The following is an 18,518-nucleotide window of genomic DNA, read 5'->3' as shown; positions in this document are numbered from 1 at the left end:
TACTCTCACAGCCATGATCGAGAACTAATTTCTACTTACTCATTTCTAACATTCTCTGCATTGGCAGCAATGCAGCAGAGCGAATTTCCTCAGACATGGTAATTTCTGGTGTCCGATTTTTCATTGCTAAATATAACTTATCCATCGTATTCAAACGCATAAATGGACACTCATTACAATTACAATTGTTTTCTGGTGGTGCCGGAATAAATTGTTTTTCTGAAGCTACCTTTTGCATTTGGTGAATAATTCCAGGTTCTGTTGCCACAATAAATTTACTGCTTTTACTGTCTTGGCAATATTTTAATAAAGCTGCTGTAGAACCAATGTAATCAGCGTGACGTAAAACTGATGCTTCACATTCTGGGTGAGCGATTATTTCAGCTTCAGGATTTGCAATTTTTAACTGGACAATTTTCTTTTCGGAAAAGGTTTCATGGACAATACAACTACCTTGCCACAGTACCATGTCGCGTCCAGTTTGTTCCATCACATAACGCCCTAAATTACGATCTGGTGCGAAGATTATCGGTTGTTCTTTGGGAATTTGTTGGACAATTTTTACGGCGTTGGAACTGGTACAAATAATATCGCTCATCGCCTTAATCTCGGCGGTGCAATTAATATAAGAAATAACCAAATGTCCGGGATGTGCGGCTTTAAATGCTGCAAATTCTTGAGGTGGACAGGTATCAGCTAAAGAACACCCAGCATCTAAATCTGGTAATAAAACCAGCTTATCAGGGTTAAGAATTTTGGCGGTTTCTGCCATAAAATGAACACCAGCAAAAACAATTACATCGGCATTTGTTTCTGCTGCGGCTCTGGCTAATTGTAGAGAGTCCCCAATATAATCGGCGATATCTTGAATATCTGGTTCTTGGTAATAATGTGCCAATATAACGGCATTAAGTTCTTTTTTTAATTCTGTAATTGCTGTAAATAAATCTAATGGGAATGTACCCAGTTGTTCTTTTTCACGTTGAGGTAGTGCAGTTGTAAACACGGTTTGGTGTCACCTATTGATTATTCAAAAAGTCTAATTTTTATTAAAATACAAGTAAGCTTATGTAGTTATGGCTCGCTGACGCTATATCGCCACCGAATGCTAAGAGCGATCGCATTATGTATACATCTCCTAATACATCTCCAGAAATTAATTACACTTTGTCTCAAATCCTTGTGGAGAGGTAGGAATGCTACGTCTCTACAATCGTTTTCCGAGATGTCCATTACACTATCAACTTTGTAAGGGACTTCCAGAAAATAAAATATCCCGTGGTTTGGGCATCTTGCTCGAAAAGATTGGGATGCTCGGAGGTTTGGCGGGACGGAAACCGACACCGCCAACTTCTCTCTGTTCCACAATCAAAAATTAGATAATTATTTAATTTGAAGTCCCTAATCGTAATTATAGTACTTTTTACCAAAAAGAAGTACCTATAATTACCATTTAAATCTTGAGGATTTTTTCAGGGAGTCAAGAGCCTACCTTGCGTCCTCGTAGTCTTTGTCCGTATAGCGATAACCTTCTGGGGGATTTATTACTCATTACTTATTTTTTAATCCCAGATCCTATTTTTCGATTCGATAAATTTATGTCAAAATCCCCTTGGGTTGCCTATGCTGGAGACAGATGGGAAAGGATTATGGCATGACGAGTGAGACAATAACTTCAAAAATGTTAAAAATTGCTGTAGTTGGAGATGTTCACGACCAGTGGGAAGATGAAGATGCAGCTGCCCTAAAAGCTCTGGAAGTGGACTTAGTACTGTTTGTTGGAGATTTTGGGAATGAATCTGTGGATGTGGTACGAAGAGTTGCATCCCTGGACATTCCCAAGGCAGTAGTGATGGGAAATCACGACGCATGGTATAGCGCAACTGAATGGGGACGGAAAAAATGTCCCTATGACCGCACTCAGGAAGATTGGGTACAATTACAACTAGATATATTGGGTGAAACCCATGTGGGTTATAGCAAACTGGATTTTCCCGATTTCGATTTAACTGTTGTGGGAGGTCGTCCATTTACTTGGGGTGGTCCAGAATGGAAGTTTGCTGATCTTTGTCGAGAGCGTTATGGTGTCCAAGATCAGGAAGAATCGGCGATGAAGATTTTTGAAGCTGTGAAAAGTGCGGCACACAAAACGATTATTTTTCTGAGTCATAATGGTCCGTCGGGGTTAGGAGATAGACCAGAAGACCCTTGTGGTAAGGATTGGCACCCTATTGGAGGGGATTATGGCGATCCTGATTTGGCAGAGGCGATTTCCCGTAGTATGACAACAGGTAAAAATATTTCGCTGGTGACTTTCGGGCATATGCACCATACATTGAGGCATACCAAAAAGGAAATCCGCAGACGTTTATTTAGAAGTCCCGAAGGTGCTATTTATCTAAATGCGGCTAGTGTACCGCGAATTGTCACAAAAGATGACGAAAAACTGCGGAATTTTTCCCTTGTGGAGATGGAAAATGGATCTGTTTGTCAAGCAGGATCAGTCTGGGTTGGCAAGGATTGTACTGTTGTCAGAGAGGAAATTTTGTACAAAAAATCTAATCAAGTGGTGCAAACTGTTTGATAATGATGTATAATTGTTTTTTGTCAGTGATATTTTAACTGACCCGCCGACAGCTACTTGCTGACGGTTTTATTTGGAGAGGTGGCAGAGTGGTCGAATGCGCTCGACTTGAAATCGAGTGATGCGAAAGTATCCGTGAGTTCGAATCTCACCCTCTCCGTTTATTAAACCTGTGGGAAACAGCTATAACCTAAGGTATTAGGTTAGCTGCCATTTGAGCGAGGTTGTCCTACCGATATTGGCATACCCCCTTGCTGAAGCGATCGCGTTAAGGCTGAAAGTACCTCCACTAGGTCTTTACCCACCCAACCTGATGAAACCACATTAGCAGTATTTGCAGTGATTGAAGCCAGGAAGCGATCGCATACTGTTCGCAACGGTTCACTTTTCTCAATTTCTAAAACCTGCTGACTTTGATTTGTTGGGATAAATTGACCATCTTGCTGTTGCAATTCTCCCCGCAACAACATCAACGGGGATATAGCCGACATCTCATCAAAAACTAAACTCCCTCGACTTCCAGCTACAACTAAGCGTCGCTGCTTATCATTATTCAGCCAAGATAAATGAATTGTCGCCTGAAACCCACTAGGGTAAGTCAATACTGCCCAAACTACATCAGCTAATCCTGGTTGTAACCATGTCATCCCTGTTGCCTGTACTTTTACGGGTATTTCCTGTAACCAGGTATTAAAAATTGCAATATCATGAATAGCTAAATCCCACAAAGCATCCACATCTTGACGCACAGGACATAAATGACTGCGAGTTGCATAACCGTAGCGTAAATCCCCCAAATCTCCGGATTCCATTATCTGTTTACCTCGTTCCACTGCTGGATGAAACAAGTAAGTGTGATCCACCATCAAAACTAATTGTTGTTGCTGTGCTAATTCACACAACTCCTGACATTCACCCGCATCCAAAGTCAAGGGTTTCTCAGCCAAAACATGATACCCCCAATTCAATGCATCCCGAATTAACTGGTAGTGGGTTGTAGCAGGAGTCGCAATAATTACCGCTGTTAATCCTGATATTTGTTGTATGGCTTGCCAATCGGTTGTGAGTAAAATCTCATCACTCAACTTGTACTGACGCTTTACAGTTTCTAAGCGTTCAGGATTCGGATCTATCACCGCAGCTAATTCAGCTTGAGAATGTTCTAGGATATTTCGCAACCAGTGAACACCCCAACGTCCAACCCCGACTACTGCCACTTTCGTTAAATTAACCATTTATTTAGAAATTAAAAGTTACAAGTTAACTCCCTTGAAATATAGTGTTTATCACCCATTAATCGGGGATCTGCTTGATTTCAAAGGAACTCCTCAGTCATAACTCTTAAATCTGATGATGCGGCTCAGTCTTTTTGCGGAGGGCTGACAGATAAAAATGCTACTTTGGCGGCAGCTTGTTCCGCAGCCTTGATGGAGCGTCCTTTACCCTCACCAAGCTTAGAACCATGCAGTAAAACTTCTGCAAAAAAACGTTCTTCACTGTGGGTAGGCTGATGGATTTCCATCACTCGATATTCAGGCAAAACTTTATATTGTCCCTGTGTCCATTCCTGTAGAGCAGCTTTATAGTTAAGTCGAGCGGGATCGAGACGAATTTCAGCAGCCATGCTTTTGAAATGGGGATCAAGCCAGGGATGGATGAGTTCAAGATTATTTGTACTTAGATAAAGAGCGCCGAGAACCGCTTCAAAAGCGTCAGCTAGGCGTGATTCTTGTCCAACTTGATCAGTAGTGGCGCTACCAGCCACCAGTAGATATAATTCTAAACCATAAGAACGGGCTAATTGAGCAAGAACGCGATCGCTTACTAGCACCGAGCGAATTGCGGCAAAATCTCCAACCGAACAATCAGCATAATTTTCCCACAACACAACCGCTGCCGCCAAGCGAACTACAGCATCACCGACAAATTCTAGCTGTTCATAGTTGGCAGTATCTGAAGCAGTAGGATGAGTTAATGCCATATCAAGCAGATTCCATCGTATGGGTGCTTGCACAGACAAACCCAATTTTTTGATTAAATTTTCAAGCTGTCGCTGACGACGCGGGTATGCAAGGGACATTAAAAAATAAGTAATGAGTAATGAGTATGTTTTCTAACGGGGATTTAGACAAGGCACATTTGTGGGGGAAGTTTTCACACCTATTGCTGCCGCCCCGACACACAACCCCCTGCCGTCATTGATTACTAGGGAATAAAACCCCCAAACTTTGTTAAATAACTTTAGGTTGACGATATGATCTTTAGGGATAAATATAGCGGAATACAACAAAAAAAAGATTTCTGGGATAAAAATTAACACATTAATAAGGAGAGAGTCGGACATAAGCCGGGTTCTGTTCTCAAAATCTCAAAGTATTAAATTTCTTCATACTTCCAGATTACAAGGGTAGTCATCTATCTGGGACATTTGTTACCAAATGCCTCAAGCGGCTCTCATCAAAGGAACTGGAAAAAGACCAACCATAGCTCCATTTACCTTGCTTCCAACCGGGGTTTACCGAGCCAACACCTCTCGATGTTGCTGGTGCGCTCTTACCGCACCTTTGCACCCTTACCTCATCAGTTAGCAGTTACCAGTTATCAGTTATCAAGTATTACCTGCTCACTGCTCACTGTTCACCGTTCACTAAATTAGGCGGTATTTTTCTGTGGCACTATCCTCACGCTCGCACGCACTGGACGTTATCCAGCAAGTCTGGTCTTTCGGAAGCCCGGACTTTCCTCAAACTAGCCTTTTATGACTAATCTGTAACTACCTACGCCTACTCCCTCCCATGATCAAGTGTAATCTTTGATGGCGTTAATTCAACAACAGGAAATGAGCGGGGGATAGTGAGACTATAAGTTGATTCGTTTGGTTGTATCCCCGCTGCAATCGTTCTCCTATCTCTTTTTATTCCAAGGTAAAGCATATGTCCAAGGCAACTTTCTAATTACGAAAGGACAATTAACAATACACATAGGTGGTTTATTACTGCCCGGTTGTAAACCAGCGCGTACTTCTGAAATTCTTAGGACTAATTGTAATGAAAACTGCAAAGTAGTCTCTTCATTCATAAACTTTTTAAAGAGAATTCTATTTGCTTTCACAGGATTTTTTTCTAATGAGGCGATATCAACAATTACCTTATTCGCCTTATAAGTTCCACTTTCTTTATCAAGTTCAAATGTATTTTCAGCAGTAATCGTTGTGGTGAGTGTTTTCTTGGGAGCTACCAAGCTGGGGCTTTGGGGAACTGCCAAGTCACGGGTGATATCGGGTGATTTGCGAATCACTCGATAAGATTGTTTACTATGTTCCACAACTATGGAACTATTATCCCAATCAACATATACAGCTAAATTTTCAGATTTATTCTCCACAAACATCAATAGTTCTTTCAGATCACCTAGGCTATAAGTAGCACCTAGTTTAAAAGAAATACCCACATCATCTTGAATATTTTGTTCCTTTAATTGTTCAGAAATAATATCCTTTTGCGATGTAAAATTTATTTTTTCATCGATAGAATCAATCATCCGATTAAAGGTATAAGATATACCAATAATGTAGAAAGTCATAACAAGTAAATTATTATCTGCACTTGCGATATTTGCCATAGCTTGAGATTTAAACTCCCTGGATAAGTTTACAGATTTTAACGATATATTTGGGATTTTTGCTCAGGATTTATTATTTTCAGGAGGAATAGTATTGTCAAACCAACCGCTTCGCCAGAATAGGTACATTAGGGAAAGCGCGATCGCAATCATCACAGCCCAGCAAAGTGGATACCCCCAATACCAATTTAATTCAGGCATATTATACGGTGATTTCTCCGTATTAAAGTTCATCCCGTAAATCCCCACAATAAATGTTAGAGGAATAAAAATCGATGACATCACAGTCAAGAATTTCATAATCTCGTTCATTTTATTACTGACTGCGGATAAGTATACATCCATTAAGCCTGAAGCCAATTCTCGATAAGTTTCCACCATATCAATAACTTGTACCGCATGATCGTAACAATCTCGTAAATATACCCGTACTTCAGGACTGATCAAATCTCCACTATCACGAATCAAAGCATTAATGACATCTCGTTGTGGCCAAATCGCTCGTCGCAACTGTAACAACTCTCTGCGGACTCGATAGATTTTTTGCAAAGTTCTACGAGTTGGATTCAAAATTACTTCCTCTTCCAAATCCTCAATTCGTTCACTATATTTTTCTAAAACGGGGAAAAATCCATCAACGATTGCATCCAAAAGTGCATAAGCCAAATAATCAGCCCCATATTTGCGAATGACACCGCGATTCGATTTGATTCGATGTCTGACTGCTCCAAAACAATCCCTAATTGGTTCTTCTTGGATAGTTAACAAATAATGCTTACCCAAAACAAAACTAACTTGTTCGCTATGAAAACCACATTTCTTTTTTTTGGGCATGACCATTCTGGCAATTAACACAAGCTGGTCTTCATAATGCTCAATTTTAGGACGTTCCGTCATATTAATCACATCTTCTAATACTAAATCATGCAACTCAAAGATATCCCCCAAAGCTTGGATAATTTCAATATTTCCTAGTCCTTGAACATCTACCCAGGATACTGACTCTGTATCTAAAAATTCTCCACATTCGTGGGGGGTTAAATCTTTTTTATCAATTAAATAAATTTCGTTGTAATCAATCAACCTAATCTTTGGTTTAACGGCATCTGCGGCTATATTTAGAGTTCCAGGAATTTCTCCGGGATGATGATAAAAATCTTGAATTTCTTCTTCATTTTCACTTTTTTTAACAAGGTGACGACGGCTACTATATTTACGGTTTTTTTTCGATTTTTTAGTCGTTGTTAGGTGAAGTTTTCTAGTCATAAAATGGTGGGTTCAAAATAGGCTAATAGTTGCGTCTGCATGTGGTCTGAACTTCCAAGTTTACACAAGGGCGGGTTAGCACCTACGAAAAATATCCGTAAATCAGGTATTTTACCTCTTTCCCTGGAATCATAATTGACATTTGGTTTACAAGCACCAAAAAACAGCCAGCAAAAAAGCAGCTTGCCGAATTTAGGCAAACTGCTCTGGAACTAATGATAATAAATCTAGGGGTTAATCACAATTAACCATAGGTAAAGCAGATGGAAATTCTACATCATTCCCATACCGCCCATACCCATGCCGCCCATACCCATACCACCCATGCCACCCATACCACCCATACCGCCCATATCAGGGGCAGCAGCGGATTTCTTCTCGGGTTTCTCCACAATTACAACTTCGGTAGTTAAAACCATTCCGGCAATAGAAGCGGCATTTTGTAGTGCTGAACGCACAACCTTGGCAGGATCGATAATACCAGCCGCAATTAGATCTTCGTATTTGCCTGTGGAAGCATTGTAACCAATATTTAAATCCGATTCACGGACATGAACTACAATTACAGAACCTTCAGCACCAGCATTATCAGCTATTTGGCGCAGGGGCGCTTCTAAACTGCGGGCAACTATGTCAGCACCAATTGCTTCTTCAGGGGTGAGATTTTTCTTGATTTCTTCAATCTTTTTAGATAAGTGAATCAAAGTTGTACCACCACCAGGAACAATTCCTTCTTCAACGGCGGCTTTAGTAGCGTTTAAGGCATCTTGGATGCGTAATTTACGATCTTTAAGCTCAACTTCAGTTGGCGCACCAACCTTGATTACAGCTACACCACCCGCTAACTTAGCAATCCGCTCTTGTAATTTTTCTTGGTCATAGTCGGAATCATTATTTTCCAACTGCTTACGAATTTGAGCGATGCGCTTTTGCACATCTTCTTTATTTTCGCCAGCGGCAACAATTGTGGTGCTTTCTTTGTCTATAGTAATTTTACGAGCTGTTCCCAACATTTCTAATGTTGCGGTATCCAAGTTCAAGCCGATTTCTTCAGAAATCATTTGTCCTTGGGTTAAAACAGCAATATCTTCTAACATTGCTTTGCGACGTTCACCAAAACCAGGGGCTTTAATTGCACATACTGCTAAAACACCACGGGCTTTGTTGACAACTAAAGTCGCTAATGCTTCGCCGTCAACATCTTCGGCAATAATTAACAGAGGTTGACCAACACGGGCAACTTTTTCGAGAACAGGAACTAACTCTTGGATATTGCTAATCTTTTTGTCAACGATCAGAATTCGAGCATTTTCAAACTCAACTGTCATCCGTTCGTTGTCGGTGATGAAATAGGGGGAAATATAGCCCCGATCAATTTGCATCCCTTCGACGACTTCTAACTCGGTGGTGAGGGATTTGGATTCCTCAACTGTAATTACACCATCTTTGGTTACTTTTTCCATCGCCGAAGCCAACATAGCACCGACCTCTTCATCGTTACCAGCACTGACTGTGGCAACTTGTGCGATCGCACTACCTTCTACTGGCTTTGCCATTTTGGCAATTTCTTCCACCAGTACTTCGATAGTCTTGTCAATACCACGCTTAAGGCTAATTGGGTTGGTGCCAGCGGCAACATTTCTTAAGCCTTCGTGAATCATCGCTTGTGCTAAGACTGTGGCGGTGGTGGTACCATCCCCAGCAACGTCCTTAGTTTTGGAAGCAACTTCTTGAATTAGACGCGCACCAGTGTTTTCTAGAGGGTCTTCTAATTCAACTTCCTTGGCAACAGTGATACCATCATTGACAATCTGCGAGGAGCCAAACTTTTTCCCCAAAAGCACATTGCGTCCTTTTGGTCCCAATGTAATTTTTACGGCATCCGCCAAAGCGTTGATTCCTCGTTCTAAAGCGCGCCGAGATTCGTCATTAAATGCTACTATCTTCGCCATATTCCAGTTTTTAATCCCTACACTAGACAATTTAGCACTCAACGTTCCAGAGTGCTAAGGAGTAAAAACCGTCAAATTGTGAATCAACACCAAATCAATACCAAAAAAAAGTGAAAAAAATGATTAATATACAGTTGAAGCTCAGTTGGATTAGCAGTAATGCTTGATTCAGGGGATGAATATATACCGATTTCTTCAGGCTTTGGGAATTGTCCAACCTAGCGGTTCCGGCTGGTTGGCAGTGGTGTTTACATTTTTATTAGCTTGGGTTGTGACTTGGCGCTTGATCCCCACCGTTCGGAAGTTTGCACTTCGAGTTGGGTGGGCAGATCAACCCAATGCTAGACGACTCAACCGCGAACCATTACCGAATGCAGGAGGTTTGGCGATTTATGCAGGTGTAATCGCTGCGATAGTACTGGCTAGCTTACTACGTCCGATTGAATTTCAAAATGTACCAGTTCAGGTATTAACGATTTTACTAGGAGGCTCCATCCTAGTTTTGGTGGGCTTTATTGATGATCAATTCGGCTTACCATCCTCTGTTCGTTTGTTAGTGCAGATCCTGACTGCATTGTTGTTGGTTGCCAATGGCATCAGTATTAAAGTTGCTATGGGAACTCCCATTGACTCAACCCTCTCTATTTTGGTGACGGTTCTGTGGGTGGTGGGAATCACCAATGCCATCAATTTGATGGATGGAATGGATGGTTTAGTTGGGGGAGTGGGTTTTATTACCGCGATGAGTTTGCTGGCTGTCTCCGCTCAACCTGGTGAAAACCGGGCAGCTGCAACTTTAGTTTTGGCAGCTTTAGGAGGTGGTGCTTTAGGATTTTTGCGCCATAATTTCCACCCGTCACGCATTATTATGGGTGATGCTGGTGCATACTTTTTTGGTTATGTGCTAGCAGCTACAGCTATTTTGGGTAAGTTGCAAACATCGACGATTTTTGGTTTGGTACCTTCAGTATTATTTCTGCTATTACCAGTGCTAGATACAACTCAGGTTGTAATTAGACGATTGATGGCGGGTAAAAATCCGATGAATACTCCCGGAAAAGATCACCTACACCATCGGCTATTGGCTTGGGGATTATCACAGCGTTACGCAGCGTTAACTATGTGGTCTATTGCCTTGATTTCTAATCTATTGGCAATGTATTACCAGCATTTAACATTTCTCCAAATGTTGATCACTGCGGTGGCGATTGTAATCCTTTTAAGCTTTACTGTCTGGCAGCGTATTCGAGCAGCTAGAATGCCTGTAATTGATAAAGGTGTTGCCAAGGTGAATAAGGGAGAGTGAAAAGAAGCAGGGGAGCGGGAGCAAGGGAGAAGACTCTCAGACTCCGCACTCTTTTAGAGCGTCCTAGAAGGGTGTAGCTCTGTCTACGAGACGCTCCGCGCGGATGGGTAGGGCTTACTCCCCCTGATGAGGAAGCCCCCTTCCCCTCTACCTATTCGGTGAAACAAGTCGCAAGTAAGTTTTGTAAGGGGGATAGGGCATTTTCCACTTGTGCGATCGCTTTTAACTATCAACTACTACAAATCTCCCTTTGACTCAATATCAGACAAGCTCAAAGCTCAACAAAATTATCCAGCGTTAGCCGTACTTTGTAACAAAATATTGATAAATATTTAGATACATCACGTTTCTGCAAATAGGCTTAGTGACGAAATTAAAAGTCCGAAAATTAGGAATAATTAAAAGTCTGGGGAAGAATTACAGCCTAATCGATTACTCTAAACTCTAGCTTTAGCCAAAATCTACTCTACTATTGATCAATCGGTAAATAGTGGATAAATCTATTGATTTTTTAATCTTATAACTGTAATATTTATGTCACCGAACTAATCGCGGTATTCCGATAGAGAAACCGTTGGTTAAAGTTTTGCCTTCTGTGGGAAGCTAATAGTCAGACTTCTCAACCCAATTCTTAATTCTGGAAATTATGGCTGTATCATCTTCTCCAACTCCTCCGCAGCAGATAAACCCCCGTAGAGAAAAAACACCATCACCTAATAATATTGTCAACCAGGTACTTAAATCCTCTTGGACTTGGAAAATAACATTTTTTTACCTGACGGTGATGTTGTTTATACCCATCCTTGCTATGTTCCAAAAAGCAGCTACGGAATCTCCTGCTAACTTTTGGAAGATTGCCACTAGTCCGGTTGCCCTTTCTGCCTACGAGGTCACATTTGTGACGGCAGTTGCGACTGCTTTGGTTAATGGTTTTTTTGGAACCTTAATTGCTTGGGTGATGGTACGCTATGATTTTCCATTTAAGAGAATTATTGATGCCTCAATAGATTTACCGTTTGCTTTGCCAACATCGGTAGCAGGTTTAACACTGGCTACGGTTTATAGTCAGAATGGTTGGATTGGCTCCCTATTACCCTTTAAAGTATCGTTTACTCGAACTGGGTTAGCGGTGGCAATGCTATTCATTTCCTTACCCTTCATTGTGCGAACAGTGCAACCTGTACTGCAAGAATTAGAAAAGGAAGTGGAAGAAGCTTCTTGGAGTTTAGGTGCTTCCAAATGGCAAACATTTTGGAAAGTAATCGCACCTCCTTTGTTTCCCACGGTTTTAACTGGTGTCGCGTTGGGATTCTCCCGTGCAGTTGGGGAATATGGTTCAACGGTAATTATTGCTTCTAACACACCATATCAAGATTTGATTGCACCAGTGTTGATTTTTCAACGTTTGGAACAGTATGACTATTCGGGTGCAACTGTGATTGGGGTTGTATTGTTGACCATTTCTTTGGTTTTATTGTTGTTAATCAATCTCTTGCAAGCTTGGGGAAGACGCTATGACGCGAGATAGGAACGGGAAACAGGGTTTTGATTGGGAAAGGTTCACCCCAGCGATTTTAATTGGTATAGCGATCGCATACTTGGGATTAGTCATGTATATCCCAGCTATCAATGTTTTTTACCAAGCCTTTAAAAAGGGAGTTGGACCATTTTTCGCTAACTTGACCCATGCTAGCTTTCTCCACGCTGCTTGGTTAACAGTGATTTTAGCAGTTATAGCGATCCCATTAAATACGGTATTTGGTCTTTGTGCAGCTTGGGCGATCGCAAGGAACAAATTTCCCGGTCGTGCTTTTGTTTTGAGTCTAATTGACTTGCCTTTTTCAATTTCACCTGTAGTTGCAGGTTTAATGATTGTCTTGTTATACGGACGTACAGGTTGGTTTGGTGGTTGGTTACAAGAGCATGGTATTCAGATCATTTTTGCGTTTCCAGGAATGGTGCTAGCCACATCCTTTGTGAGTATGCCATTTGTAGCCAGGGAAGTAATCCCGGTTTTAGAAGAACTAGGTGCAGAACAGGAAGAAGCAGCAAAAACCTTGGGTGCGAATGAATGGCAAATATTTTGGCGAGTTACTTTACCCAATATTCGCTGGGGTTTACTTTACGGTTTAATTTTAACTAACGCGAGAGCGATGGGTGAATTTGGTGCTGTTTCTGTAGTTTCTGGAAATATTGCTGATAAAACTCAAAGTTTACCGTTATTCGTCGAAGATGCTTACAAACAGTATGAAACAGAAGCAGCTTTTTCGGCTGCTGTACTTTTAGGATTGTTAGCTGTTGTTACTTTGGTTTTAAAAGAGATTTTAGAGCGCAAAACCCGGATCAAAGAAGTGGAATAAAAATTAAATTGATAGTTTAGGAGTTAGAAAATTTCCAAATTAAAGACTCTCTAAATAAACTTCCAAACCCCATAGATTTATCTAGTGGTCTGTCAAGATAAAAATGACGGTTGTAGAGACGTAGCATTGCTACGTCTCTACAGGATTGTGGATGTCTACATAATCATCAAAATAAAATTGAGAGACTACTAGGGGGTTATTCTCATATATGCTGAATAAATTCTGGTTAAGTAAGTAGGCGGAAATAAACGGAACTATGTAACAGAATGTAAATTCATCTCAAAGCCTTCTTACAAACTAAGGCGGAAGCAAAGCTACACGCCTTGTTTGCGCTTACCCCTACTCACTACTCACTACTCCCTGACCAGAACGATAATTTTTTCTACCCACCTACTTAATTCACTATTTGAATTGCAGGATAACTAATGGTAGAGATCTAGTAATACTACATCTCTACAAACACTTTATTTTAATAAATACTGTTTTCCGATAAACTAGCGGTAGTATTAAAGATATCAGTTTATTGGAGGATTTCCTATGGGTATAGCAGTAGAAAACGTATCAAAGCACTACGGGTCTTTCCGAGCAGTTGATGATGTGAGCTTGGAATTTAAAACTGGTTCATTGGTGGCATTGTTGGGACCTTCAGGTTCTGGTAAATCTACATTGTTGCGAATGATTGCGGGATTGGAAACTCCTAGTTCAGGGGAAATCTACATCACAGGTAAAAATGCCACTCACAAATCTGTACAGGAACGGAATATCGGGTTTGTGTTTCAGCATTATGCTTTGTTCAAACATTTGACAGTTCGTCAAAATATTGCCTTTGCTCTGGAATTACGCAAAACACCTAAACGACGAATCCAGCAACGAGTTGAAGAACTATTGGATTTAGTCCAGTTGAGTGGATTAGGCGATCGCTATCCATCACAACTATCTGGTGGACAAAGGCAAAGGGTAGCATTAGCGCGATCGCTTGCTGTCCAGCCACAAACTTTATTGCTAGATGAACCATTTGGTGCATTAGATGCGAAAGTGAGGAAAGAATTACGGGTTTGGTTGAGACATCTCCATGAAGATGTGAATGTGACGACTATATTTGTCACCCATGATCAAGAAGAAGCAATGGAAGTAGCTGATCAAATTGTGGTGATGAACAAAGGTAGAGTTGAGCAAGTTGGTAGTACTGCCGAGATTTATGATCAACCAGCAACACCCTTTGTGATGAGTTTTATTGGTCCGGTGAATATTTTGTCTAGTAATGCAGGAATTCAGCCCAGTAAAGGAGTTGTCACCACAAGCGATAATCGCATCTTTCTCCGTCCCCACGATATTCTGATCCATCAGAATGCATCAGTGGATACTGTACCTGCAAAAGTTGACCGAATTATCCATCTGGGTTGGGAAATCCGGATCGAGTTACTCCTAGAGTCGGGAGAACTTGTAAATGCTCACTTAAACCGAGAACAATTTAACCAACTTCAACTGCATGAAAATCAGCACGTATATTTGAAACCAAAACAGGCAAGGGTGTTTCAAAGCGTCTAATTTGTAGATAAGTCACTAATATGTAACTAAGCAGAAGTAAACTACACAATGTCATTCCATAGTTTACTTCCACTAATATAAATTGCAGAAAATTATAAAATAAATGTTAGGTGGCGCAAATATTAAATAATATGGACAAAAAGACGATATAACTTTTTATCCTGCTTTGTTATAGTAAGCTTTTCTGCTCTTCTTCCGTGAGTTTATTTGCTGCTTTTATCGCACGAGAACAAGCCCAATCATTAGACATAACTGCGGGAAATCCTTTACGTATTGCTTCTGGGCAAATTGCATAAATTGTTAATTGACAATCAATCAATTCCAAACCAGATTTTTCCACTTGCTTCATTGCTTGCTTGAGGATGATACTATTTTCAAACTCAATTGTCATATTACATTGGGTACAAACAACATGATGATGATGATTCGGGGAAGTTGTATTTAGCTCATAATGTTTGTGGACTTCAGCTAATTCTAGCTCACGCAAAATTCCCATGCGTGTCATTAATTTTAAAGTTCTATAAATAGTAGATAAACTAATTCCTTCTTCACGCTTTTCCAGCATTTCAAATAATTCTTCAGCGCTGAGATGTTTTCCTCTTGGCAAATTTTGGAACACTTGCAAAATTACCTCGCGCTGCGGAGTTAATCGCCATCCTTTTGCATTGAGTTCTGCCTTGAGAGAATTTGCACTGTACATCAGATTATTCCTTGCTTATTGGGATTATAGCTAATAATGCGCTTGCTCAGATCTGTGTTAATTACTCGTATTATACGCGCATCAGGTATATGAGTTTTAAGAAAATTTGGGGGGTTAATTCCCCAGCAATCAACGACGGCAGCGCGTTTTCTGTCGAGGTTTGTCTTACAAACTTTAACGGAGGCACACCCCCCGTTAAGTTTGCGCTAAATCTCCGTTACAAAACATACATACTTATTACTCATTTTTTAAAGTTGTGTTGGGTTGGGTGCATCACCATAAACTGCTTTCGGGTCGAAAGTTTTCTCAGTTTCGGTAAAATCTAGATTAAGCGATCGCTCTGAAGAAACAGCCTTTTGCCCGATGGGAATACTCCGGTAAAAACAAGAACGATAACCGACATGGCAACTTGCTCCAGAACCAGCAACCTCAACCCGCATCCAAATGCAATCTTGATCATCATCTATTAACAACTGCTTGACCTTCTGCACCAACCCACTAGATTTACCTTTATACCATAGTTGTTGACGACTACGACTGTAATAATGAGCCTCACCAGTTTCAATGGTTTTTACTAATGCTTCCTCATTCATGTAAGCGTGCATTAGTACCTCTCCGGTGTTCGCATTGCTCGTCACAACTGGAATTAAACCGTTACTGTCAAATTTTGGAGATAGTTGAGAACCTTCTTCTACCTGTTCTACTGAGGTACGAGAGCTAAATAAACGATTCATATCTAAGGGTTTGTGAATGATTATGATAATTATTATTGTTGCTTAAAAGTGTCTGTAAATTCTATTTCGTTTTTCAGCAATTGAAGTGAAAATACCTCCTTCCCACTCCACTGCTTTTTCTGTTCCCAGGATGATTTAGGATTGCTATATGTCAATTTGGTGCATAAACATGACACAAGCTATAGCCATCAACAACAATCACAAATTAGACCTCAAACCCTTAGCAATGCCTGAACGTTTATTGTTGGGTCCTGGTCCTTCAAATGCCCACCCGGCCGTACTTACAGCGATGAATACTTCTCCTGTGGGACATTTAGATCCAACCTTTTTGACGCTGATGGATGAGATTCAATCGTTACTACGGTATGTTTGGCAAACCAGTAATTCCCTGACAATTGCCGTTAGTGGTACCGGAACTGCGGCAATGGAGGCAAGTATCGCTAATGTGGTGGAAGCTGGTGATGTGGTCTTGATTGGTGTAATGGGGTATTTTGGGAATCGGCTTGTGGATATGGCAGGACGCTATGGGGCAGATGTCCGGGTAATTACGACACCATGGGGTCAAGTTTTTAGCTTAGATCAACTAAAAGAAGCATTAGAAACCCACCGTCCTCGCATTCTCGCACTTGTTCACGCAGAAACCTCCACGGGTGCGCGTCAGCCGATGGAAGGGGTGGCAGAACTTTGTGAAAAGTACAACACACTCCTGTTAATTGATACGGTAACAAGCTTGGGTGGAGTGCCAATTTTCTTAGATGAGTGGGGTGTTGATTTAGCTTATAGTTGCAGTCAAAAGGGCTTGGGTTGTCCTCCTGGTGCGTCACCATTTACTATGAGTAGTCGGGCGATGGAGAAGTTGCAAAATCGACCGACAAAGGTGGAAAATTGGTATTTGGATATGAATTTATTAGGGAAATACTGGGGAAGTGAGCGAGTTTATCACCATACTGCCCCAATTAACATGTATTATGCATTACGGGAGTCTCTACGTTTAATCGCGGAGGAAGGCATTGAAAATTGCTGGCAGCGTCATCAACAAAATGTTGAATACCTTTGGGAAAGCTTGGAAAGTATTGGTTTGAAGATGCATGTGGAAAAGCAATATCGATTACCAACCCTAACAACCGTATGTATTCCCGAAGGTATTGACGGTAAAGCTTTTGCGCGAAAACTCTTGGATGAATATAATCTGGAAATTGGCGGTGGTTTAGGAGAACTTGCTGGAAAAGTTTGGCGAGTTGGGTTGATGGGGTATAACAGTCGTCCGGAAGTTGTGGATAATTTTGTTGATGTATTAAAAAAGGTATTGTGATACTGAGGTTAAGAATTCAAAATTGCTGCTAATGCCACCCATTCGTCGCTGGTTTCTTGATCAATAATATTGAATCCAGAGGCTTGAAACGAAGATGCGATCGCGTCTTTGTAATCATCGGTAAAACCCGCTGCTATTAATATCCCACCTGATTTTAGTGCTCGTTGATATTCTGGGGCAAGAGTTGTATGGATTCTGGCGAAGATGTTAGCAATAATTAGGTCACAATTTCCTGATGGTGCAATATTAGTTACATCTTCTTCCACATTTCCCCCTAGCCAATGCCCCATTTCACTCCCACAACCCAAGCTTCCCAGTATCACTTTTACTTGTGATTCTACTTCATTTAGTTTCACCGCATCTTGGGTTGCCTTCACAGCCACAGCATCGTTATCTAGGGCTAATACGTTTGCGCCCAGTTTTGCCATGGCAACGCTTAAAATTCCGGAACCTGAACCCAAATCTAGTGTATTCATTCCTGGGGTTAAATGCTTTTCTAAAAGTTGCAAACTCAAAATAGTAGCTGGGTGTAAACCACTACCAAAAGCAAAACTAGGATTCAATTTCAGGATAATTTTATCGGTTGTTGGCAAGGGGGATAATGTATCAGTGGGAAAAATAGTAAAACGTTTGCCAATGCGACGAATCAGAGGTTGAGATGCATTTTCATGTTGTGGTTTCTGATCAATTACACTTGCTTTTAACTCAGAAATTAATCCAGTACGTTGTAAAGAAGAAAGTAAATTTTCTATTTCTAAACAACGTATATTTGCATCTGAATCATAGGGAAAATAGAGCCAAACCGTAGATGTCCAGTTTGATGGCTTGATATCCTCAATATACTTAGTAATGGAGATATCACAGATATAATTAGTAGATTTCAGTAATGTCGCAACCCAATCAACAGCCTCATCACTAGCTTCGACACTTAATTCAATCAAGGGAATATTTTCGATTGGGGGAGATGGCTGCATGATTGTAAAAGGTTAATGATTGACGCAATTTAGAGTATATTAAAGCTCATGCGATCGCATCATACAAGTAAGTCGGTGTTAAAATGGGTTAAATAGAGCATAAGCCTAGGCTGAAACGCCTACGCAATGGACAATTGGGCATTTTTTACTTGGAACACTAC

16 protein-coding genes, 1 tRNA gene and 1 other RNA gene are annotated in these 18,518 nt (G+C 40.8%); 8 read left to right on the top strand and 10 right to left on the bottom strand.

The window, feature by feature from the left end:
- Window positions 1–31 precede the first annotated feature (31 nt).
- Window positions 32–1,006: a quinolinate synthase NadA gene (gene nadA / locus CAL6303_RS08185; RefSeq protein WP_015197372.1), complete on the bottom strand. Its 975-nt coding sequence runs from the start codon at window positions 1,004–1,006 to the stop codon at window positions 32–34.
- Between the two features lie 190 nt (window positions 1,007–1,196).
- Between nadA and CAL6303_RS29820 the strand changes: the two genes are divergently transcribed.
- The 3 genes from CAL6303_RS29820 (at window position 1,197) to CAL6303_RS08175 (ending at window position 2,744) form a co-directional block, all read left to right on the top strand.
- Window positions 1,197–1,379, top strand: a complete 183-nt coding sequence (locus CAL6303_RS29820) for a hypothetical protein (protein ID WP_015197371.1) — start codon at window positions 1,197–1,199, stop codon at window positions 1,377–1,379.
- A gap of 275 nt (window positions 1,380–1,654) precedes the next feature.
- Window positions 1,655–2,584, top strand: coding sequence for a TIGR04168 family protein (locus CAL6303_RS08180; RefSeq protein ID WP_083866362.1), 930 nt, complete (start codon window positions 1,655–1,657; stop codon window positions 2,582–2,584).
- Between the two features lie 75 nt (window positions 2,585–2,659).
- Window positions 2,660–2,744: transfer RNA gene (locus CAL6303_RS08175), tRNA-Ser, on the top strand.
- A gap of 43 nt (window positions 2,745–2,787) precedes the next feature.
- Here the strand turns inward: CAL6303_RS08175 and CAL6303_RS08170 are convergent.
- The 6 genes from CAL6303_RS08170 to groL form a co-directional block, all read right to left on the bottom strand.
- Window positions 2,788–3,819 (bottom strand): Gfo/Idh/MocA family protein, encoded by a 1,032-nt coding sequence (locus CAL6303_RS08170; protein ID WP_015197369.1) that lies wholly within the window; start codon window positions 3,817–3,819, stop codon window positions 2,788–2,790.
- A gap of 125 nt (window positions 3,820–3,944) precedes the next feature.
- Window positions 3,945–4,664: a ribonuclease III gene (gene rnc, locus CAL6303_RS08165; protein ID WP_015197368.1), complete on the bottom strand. Its 720-nt coding sequence runs from the start codon at window positions 4,662–4,664 to the stop codon at window positions 3,945–3,947.
- A gap of 247 nt (window positions 4,665–4,911) precedes the next feature.
- Window positions 4,912–5,375, bottom strand: an RNA gene (rnpB, locus tag CAL6303_RS28730) — RNase P RNA component class A.
- Between the two features lie 113 nt (window positions 5,376–5,488).
- Window positions 5,489–6,205, bottom strand: coding sequence for a hypothetical protein (locus tag CAL6303_RS08160; protein ID WP_015197366.1), 717 nt, complete (start codon window positions 6,203–6,205; stop codon window positions 5,489–5,491).
- Between the two features lie 63 nt (window positions 6,206–6,268).
- Entirely contained in the window at window positions 6,269–7,471 is a 1,203-nt protein-coding gene (corA, locus tag CAL6303_RS08155) for a magnesium/cobalt transporter CorA (RefSeq protein ID WP_015197365.1), read from the bottom strand.
- Between the two features lie 272 nt (window positions 7,472–7,743).
- Complete coding sequence (gene groL, locus CAL6303_RS08150; protein WP_041739258.1) at window positions 7,744–9,423, bottom strand: chaperonin GroEL; 1,680 nt, start codon at window positions 9,421–9,423, stop codon at window positions 7,744–7,746.
- Window positions 9,424–9,598: 175 nt separating this feature from the next.
- Between groL and CAL6303_RS08145 the strand changes: the two genes are divergently transcribed.
- The 4 genes from CAL6303_RS08145 to CAL6303_RS08130 all read left to right on the top strand — a co-directional run bounded on the left by CAL6303_RS08145 (window position 9,599) and on the right by CAL6303_RS08130 (window position 14,637).
- Entirely contained in the window at window positions 9,599–10,729 is a 1,131-nt protein-coding gene (locus CAL6303_RS08145) for an MraY family glycosyltransferase (protein ID WP_015197363.1), read from the top strand.
- Window positions 10,730–11,375: 646 nt separating this feature from the next.
- Window positions 11,376–12,257, top strand: a complete 882-nt coding sequence (gene cysT, locus CAL6303_RS08140) for a sulfate ABC transporter permease subunit CysT (protein ID WP_015197362.1) — start codon at window positions 11,376–11,378, stop codon at window positions 12,255–12,257.
- Window positions 12,244–13,089, top strand: coding sequence for a sulfate ABC transporter permease subunit CysW (gene cysW / locus CAL6303_RS08135; protein WP_015197361.1), 846 nt, complete (start codon window positions 12,244–12,246; stop codon window positions 13,087–13,089). Before cysT ends, cysW begins: the two co-directional genes overlap by 14 nt.
- 537 nt (window positions 13,090–13,626) lie before the next feature.
- Complete coding sequence (locus CAL6303_RS08130; RefSeq protein WP_015197360.1) at window positions 13,627–14,637, top strand: sulfate/molybdate ABC transporter ATP-binding protein; 1,011 nt, start codon at window positions 13,627–13,629, stop codon at window positions 14,635–14,637.
- A gap of 169 nt (window positions 14,638–14,806) precedes the next feature.
- Here the strand turns inward: CAL6303_RS08130 and CAL6303_RS08125 are convergent, their stop codons facing one another.
- Window positions 14,807–15,337, bottom strand: coding sequence for a Fur family transcriptional regulator (locus CAL6303_RS08125; protein WP_015197359.1), 531 nt, complete (start codon window positions 15,335–15,337; stop codon window positions 14,807–14,809).
- A 248-nt stretch (window positions 15,338–15,585) separates the two neighbouring features.
- Entirely contained in the window at window positions 15,586–16,071 is a 486-nt protein-coding gene (gene hisI, locus CAL6303_RS08120; RefSeq protein ID WP_015197358.1) for a phosphoribosyl-AMP cyclohydrolase, read from the bottom strand.
- Window positions 16,072–16,240: 169 nt separating this feature from the next.
- On the opposite strand from hisI, the gene CAL6303_RS08115 reads away from it, so the two are divergent.
- Window positions 16,241–17,383, top strand: coding sequence for an alanine--glyoxylate aminotransferase family protein (locus tag CAL6303_RS08115; protein ID WP_041739255.1), 1,143 nt, complete (start codon window positions 16,241–16,243; stop codon window positions 17,381–17,383).
- An 8-nt stretch (window positions 17,384–17,391) separates the two neighbouring features.
- On the opposite strand, the gene CAL6303_RS08110 is transcribed toward CAL6303_RS08115, so the two are convergent.
- Window positions 17,392–18,357 carry a 50S ribosomal protein L11 methyltransferase gene (locus CAL6303_RS08110; protein WP_015197356.1) on the bottom strand — a complete coding sequence of 322 codons (966 nt, stop codon included), beginning with the start codon at window positions 18,355–18,357 and terminating at the stop codon, window positions 17,392–17,394.
- Window positions 18,358–18,518 lie beyond the last annotated feature (161 nt).

Origin of the sequence: Calothrix sp. PCC 6303 (genome assembly GCF_000317435.1) — a bacterium.
GTDB lineage: Bacteria > Cyanobacteriota > Cyanobacteriia > Cyanobacteriales > Nostocaceae > PCC-6303.
Note: the sequence above shows the minus strand (reverse complement) of the source record. Positions and strands in the feature narration are given on the sequence as shown.

What these genes read in the sequence shown, in the direction of transcription:
- groL (WP_041739258.1), bottom strand. Translation starts at nt 9,423, where the DNA reads ATGGCGAAGATAGTAGCATTTAATGACGAATCTCGGCGCGCTTTAGAA.
- CAL6303_RS08110 (WP_015197356.1), bottom strand. Translation starts at nt 18,357, where the DNA reads ATGCAGCCATCTCCCCCAATCGAAAATATTCCCTTGATTGAATTAAGT.
- CAL6303_RS08180 (WP_083866362.1), top strand. Translation starts at nt 1,655, where the DNA reads ATGACGAGTGAGACAATAACTTCAAAAATGTTAAAAATTGCTGTAGTT.
- CAL6303_RS08170 (WP_015197369.1), bottom strand. Translation starts at nt 3,819, where the DNA reads ATGGTTAATTTAACGAAAGTGGCAGTAGTCGGGGTTGGACGTTGGGGT.
- CAL6303_RS08145 (WP_015197363.1), top strand. Translation starts at nt 9,599, where the DNA reads ATGAATATATACCGATTTCTTCAGGCTTTGGGAATTGTCCAACCTAGC.
- CAL6303_RS08125 (WP_015197359.1), bottom strand. Translation starts at nt 15,337, where the DNA reads ATGTACAGTGCAAATTCTCTCAAGGCAGAACTCAATGCAAAAGGATGG.
- cysW (WP_015197361.1), top strand. Translation starts at nt 12,244, where the DNA reads ATGACGCGAGATAGGAACGGGAAACAGGGTTTTGATTGGGAAAGGTTC.
- corA (WP_015197365.1), bottom strand. Translation starts at nt 7,471, where the DNA reads ATGACTAGAAAACTTCACCTAACAACGACTAAAAAATCGAAAAAAAAC.
- CAL6303_RS08115 (WP_041739255.1), top strand. Translation starts at nt 16,241, where the DNA reads ATGACACAAGCTATAGCCATCAACAACAATCACAAATTAGACCTCAAA.
- CAL6303_RS08160 (WP_015197366.1), bottom strand. Translation starts at nt 6,205, where the DNA reads ATGGCAAATATCGCAAGTGCAGATAATAATTTACTTGTTATGACTTTC.
- rnc (WP_015197368.1), bottom strand. Translation starts at nt 4,664, where the DNA reads ATGTCCCTTGCATACCCGCGTCGTCAGCGACAGCTTGAAAATTTAATC.
- cysT (WP_015197362.1), top strand. Translation starts at nt 11,376, where the DNA reads ATGGCTGTATCATCTTCTCCAACTCCTCCGCAGCAGATAAACCCCCGT.
- CAL6303_RS08130 (WP_015197360.1), top strand. Translation starts at nt 13,627, where the DNA reads ATGGGTATAGCAGTAGAAAACGTATCAAAGCACTACGGGTCTTTCCGA.
- CAL6303_RS29820 (WP_015197371.1), top strand. Translation starts at nt 1,197, where the DNA reads ATGCTACGTCTCTACAATCGTTTTCCGAGATGTCCATTACACTATCAA.
- hisI (WP_015197358.1), bottom strand. Translation starts at nt 16,071, where the DNA reads ATGAATCGTTTATTTAGCTCTCGTACCTCAGTAGAACAGGTAGAAGAA.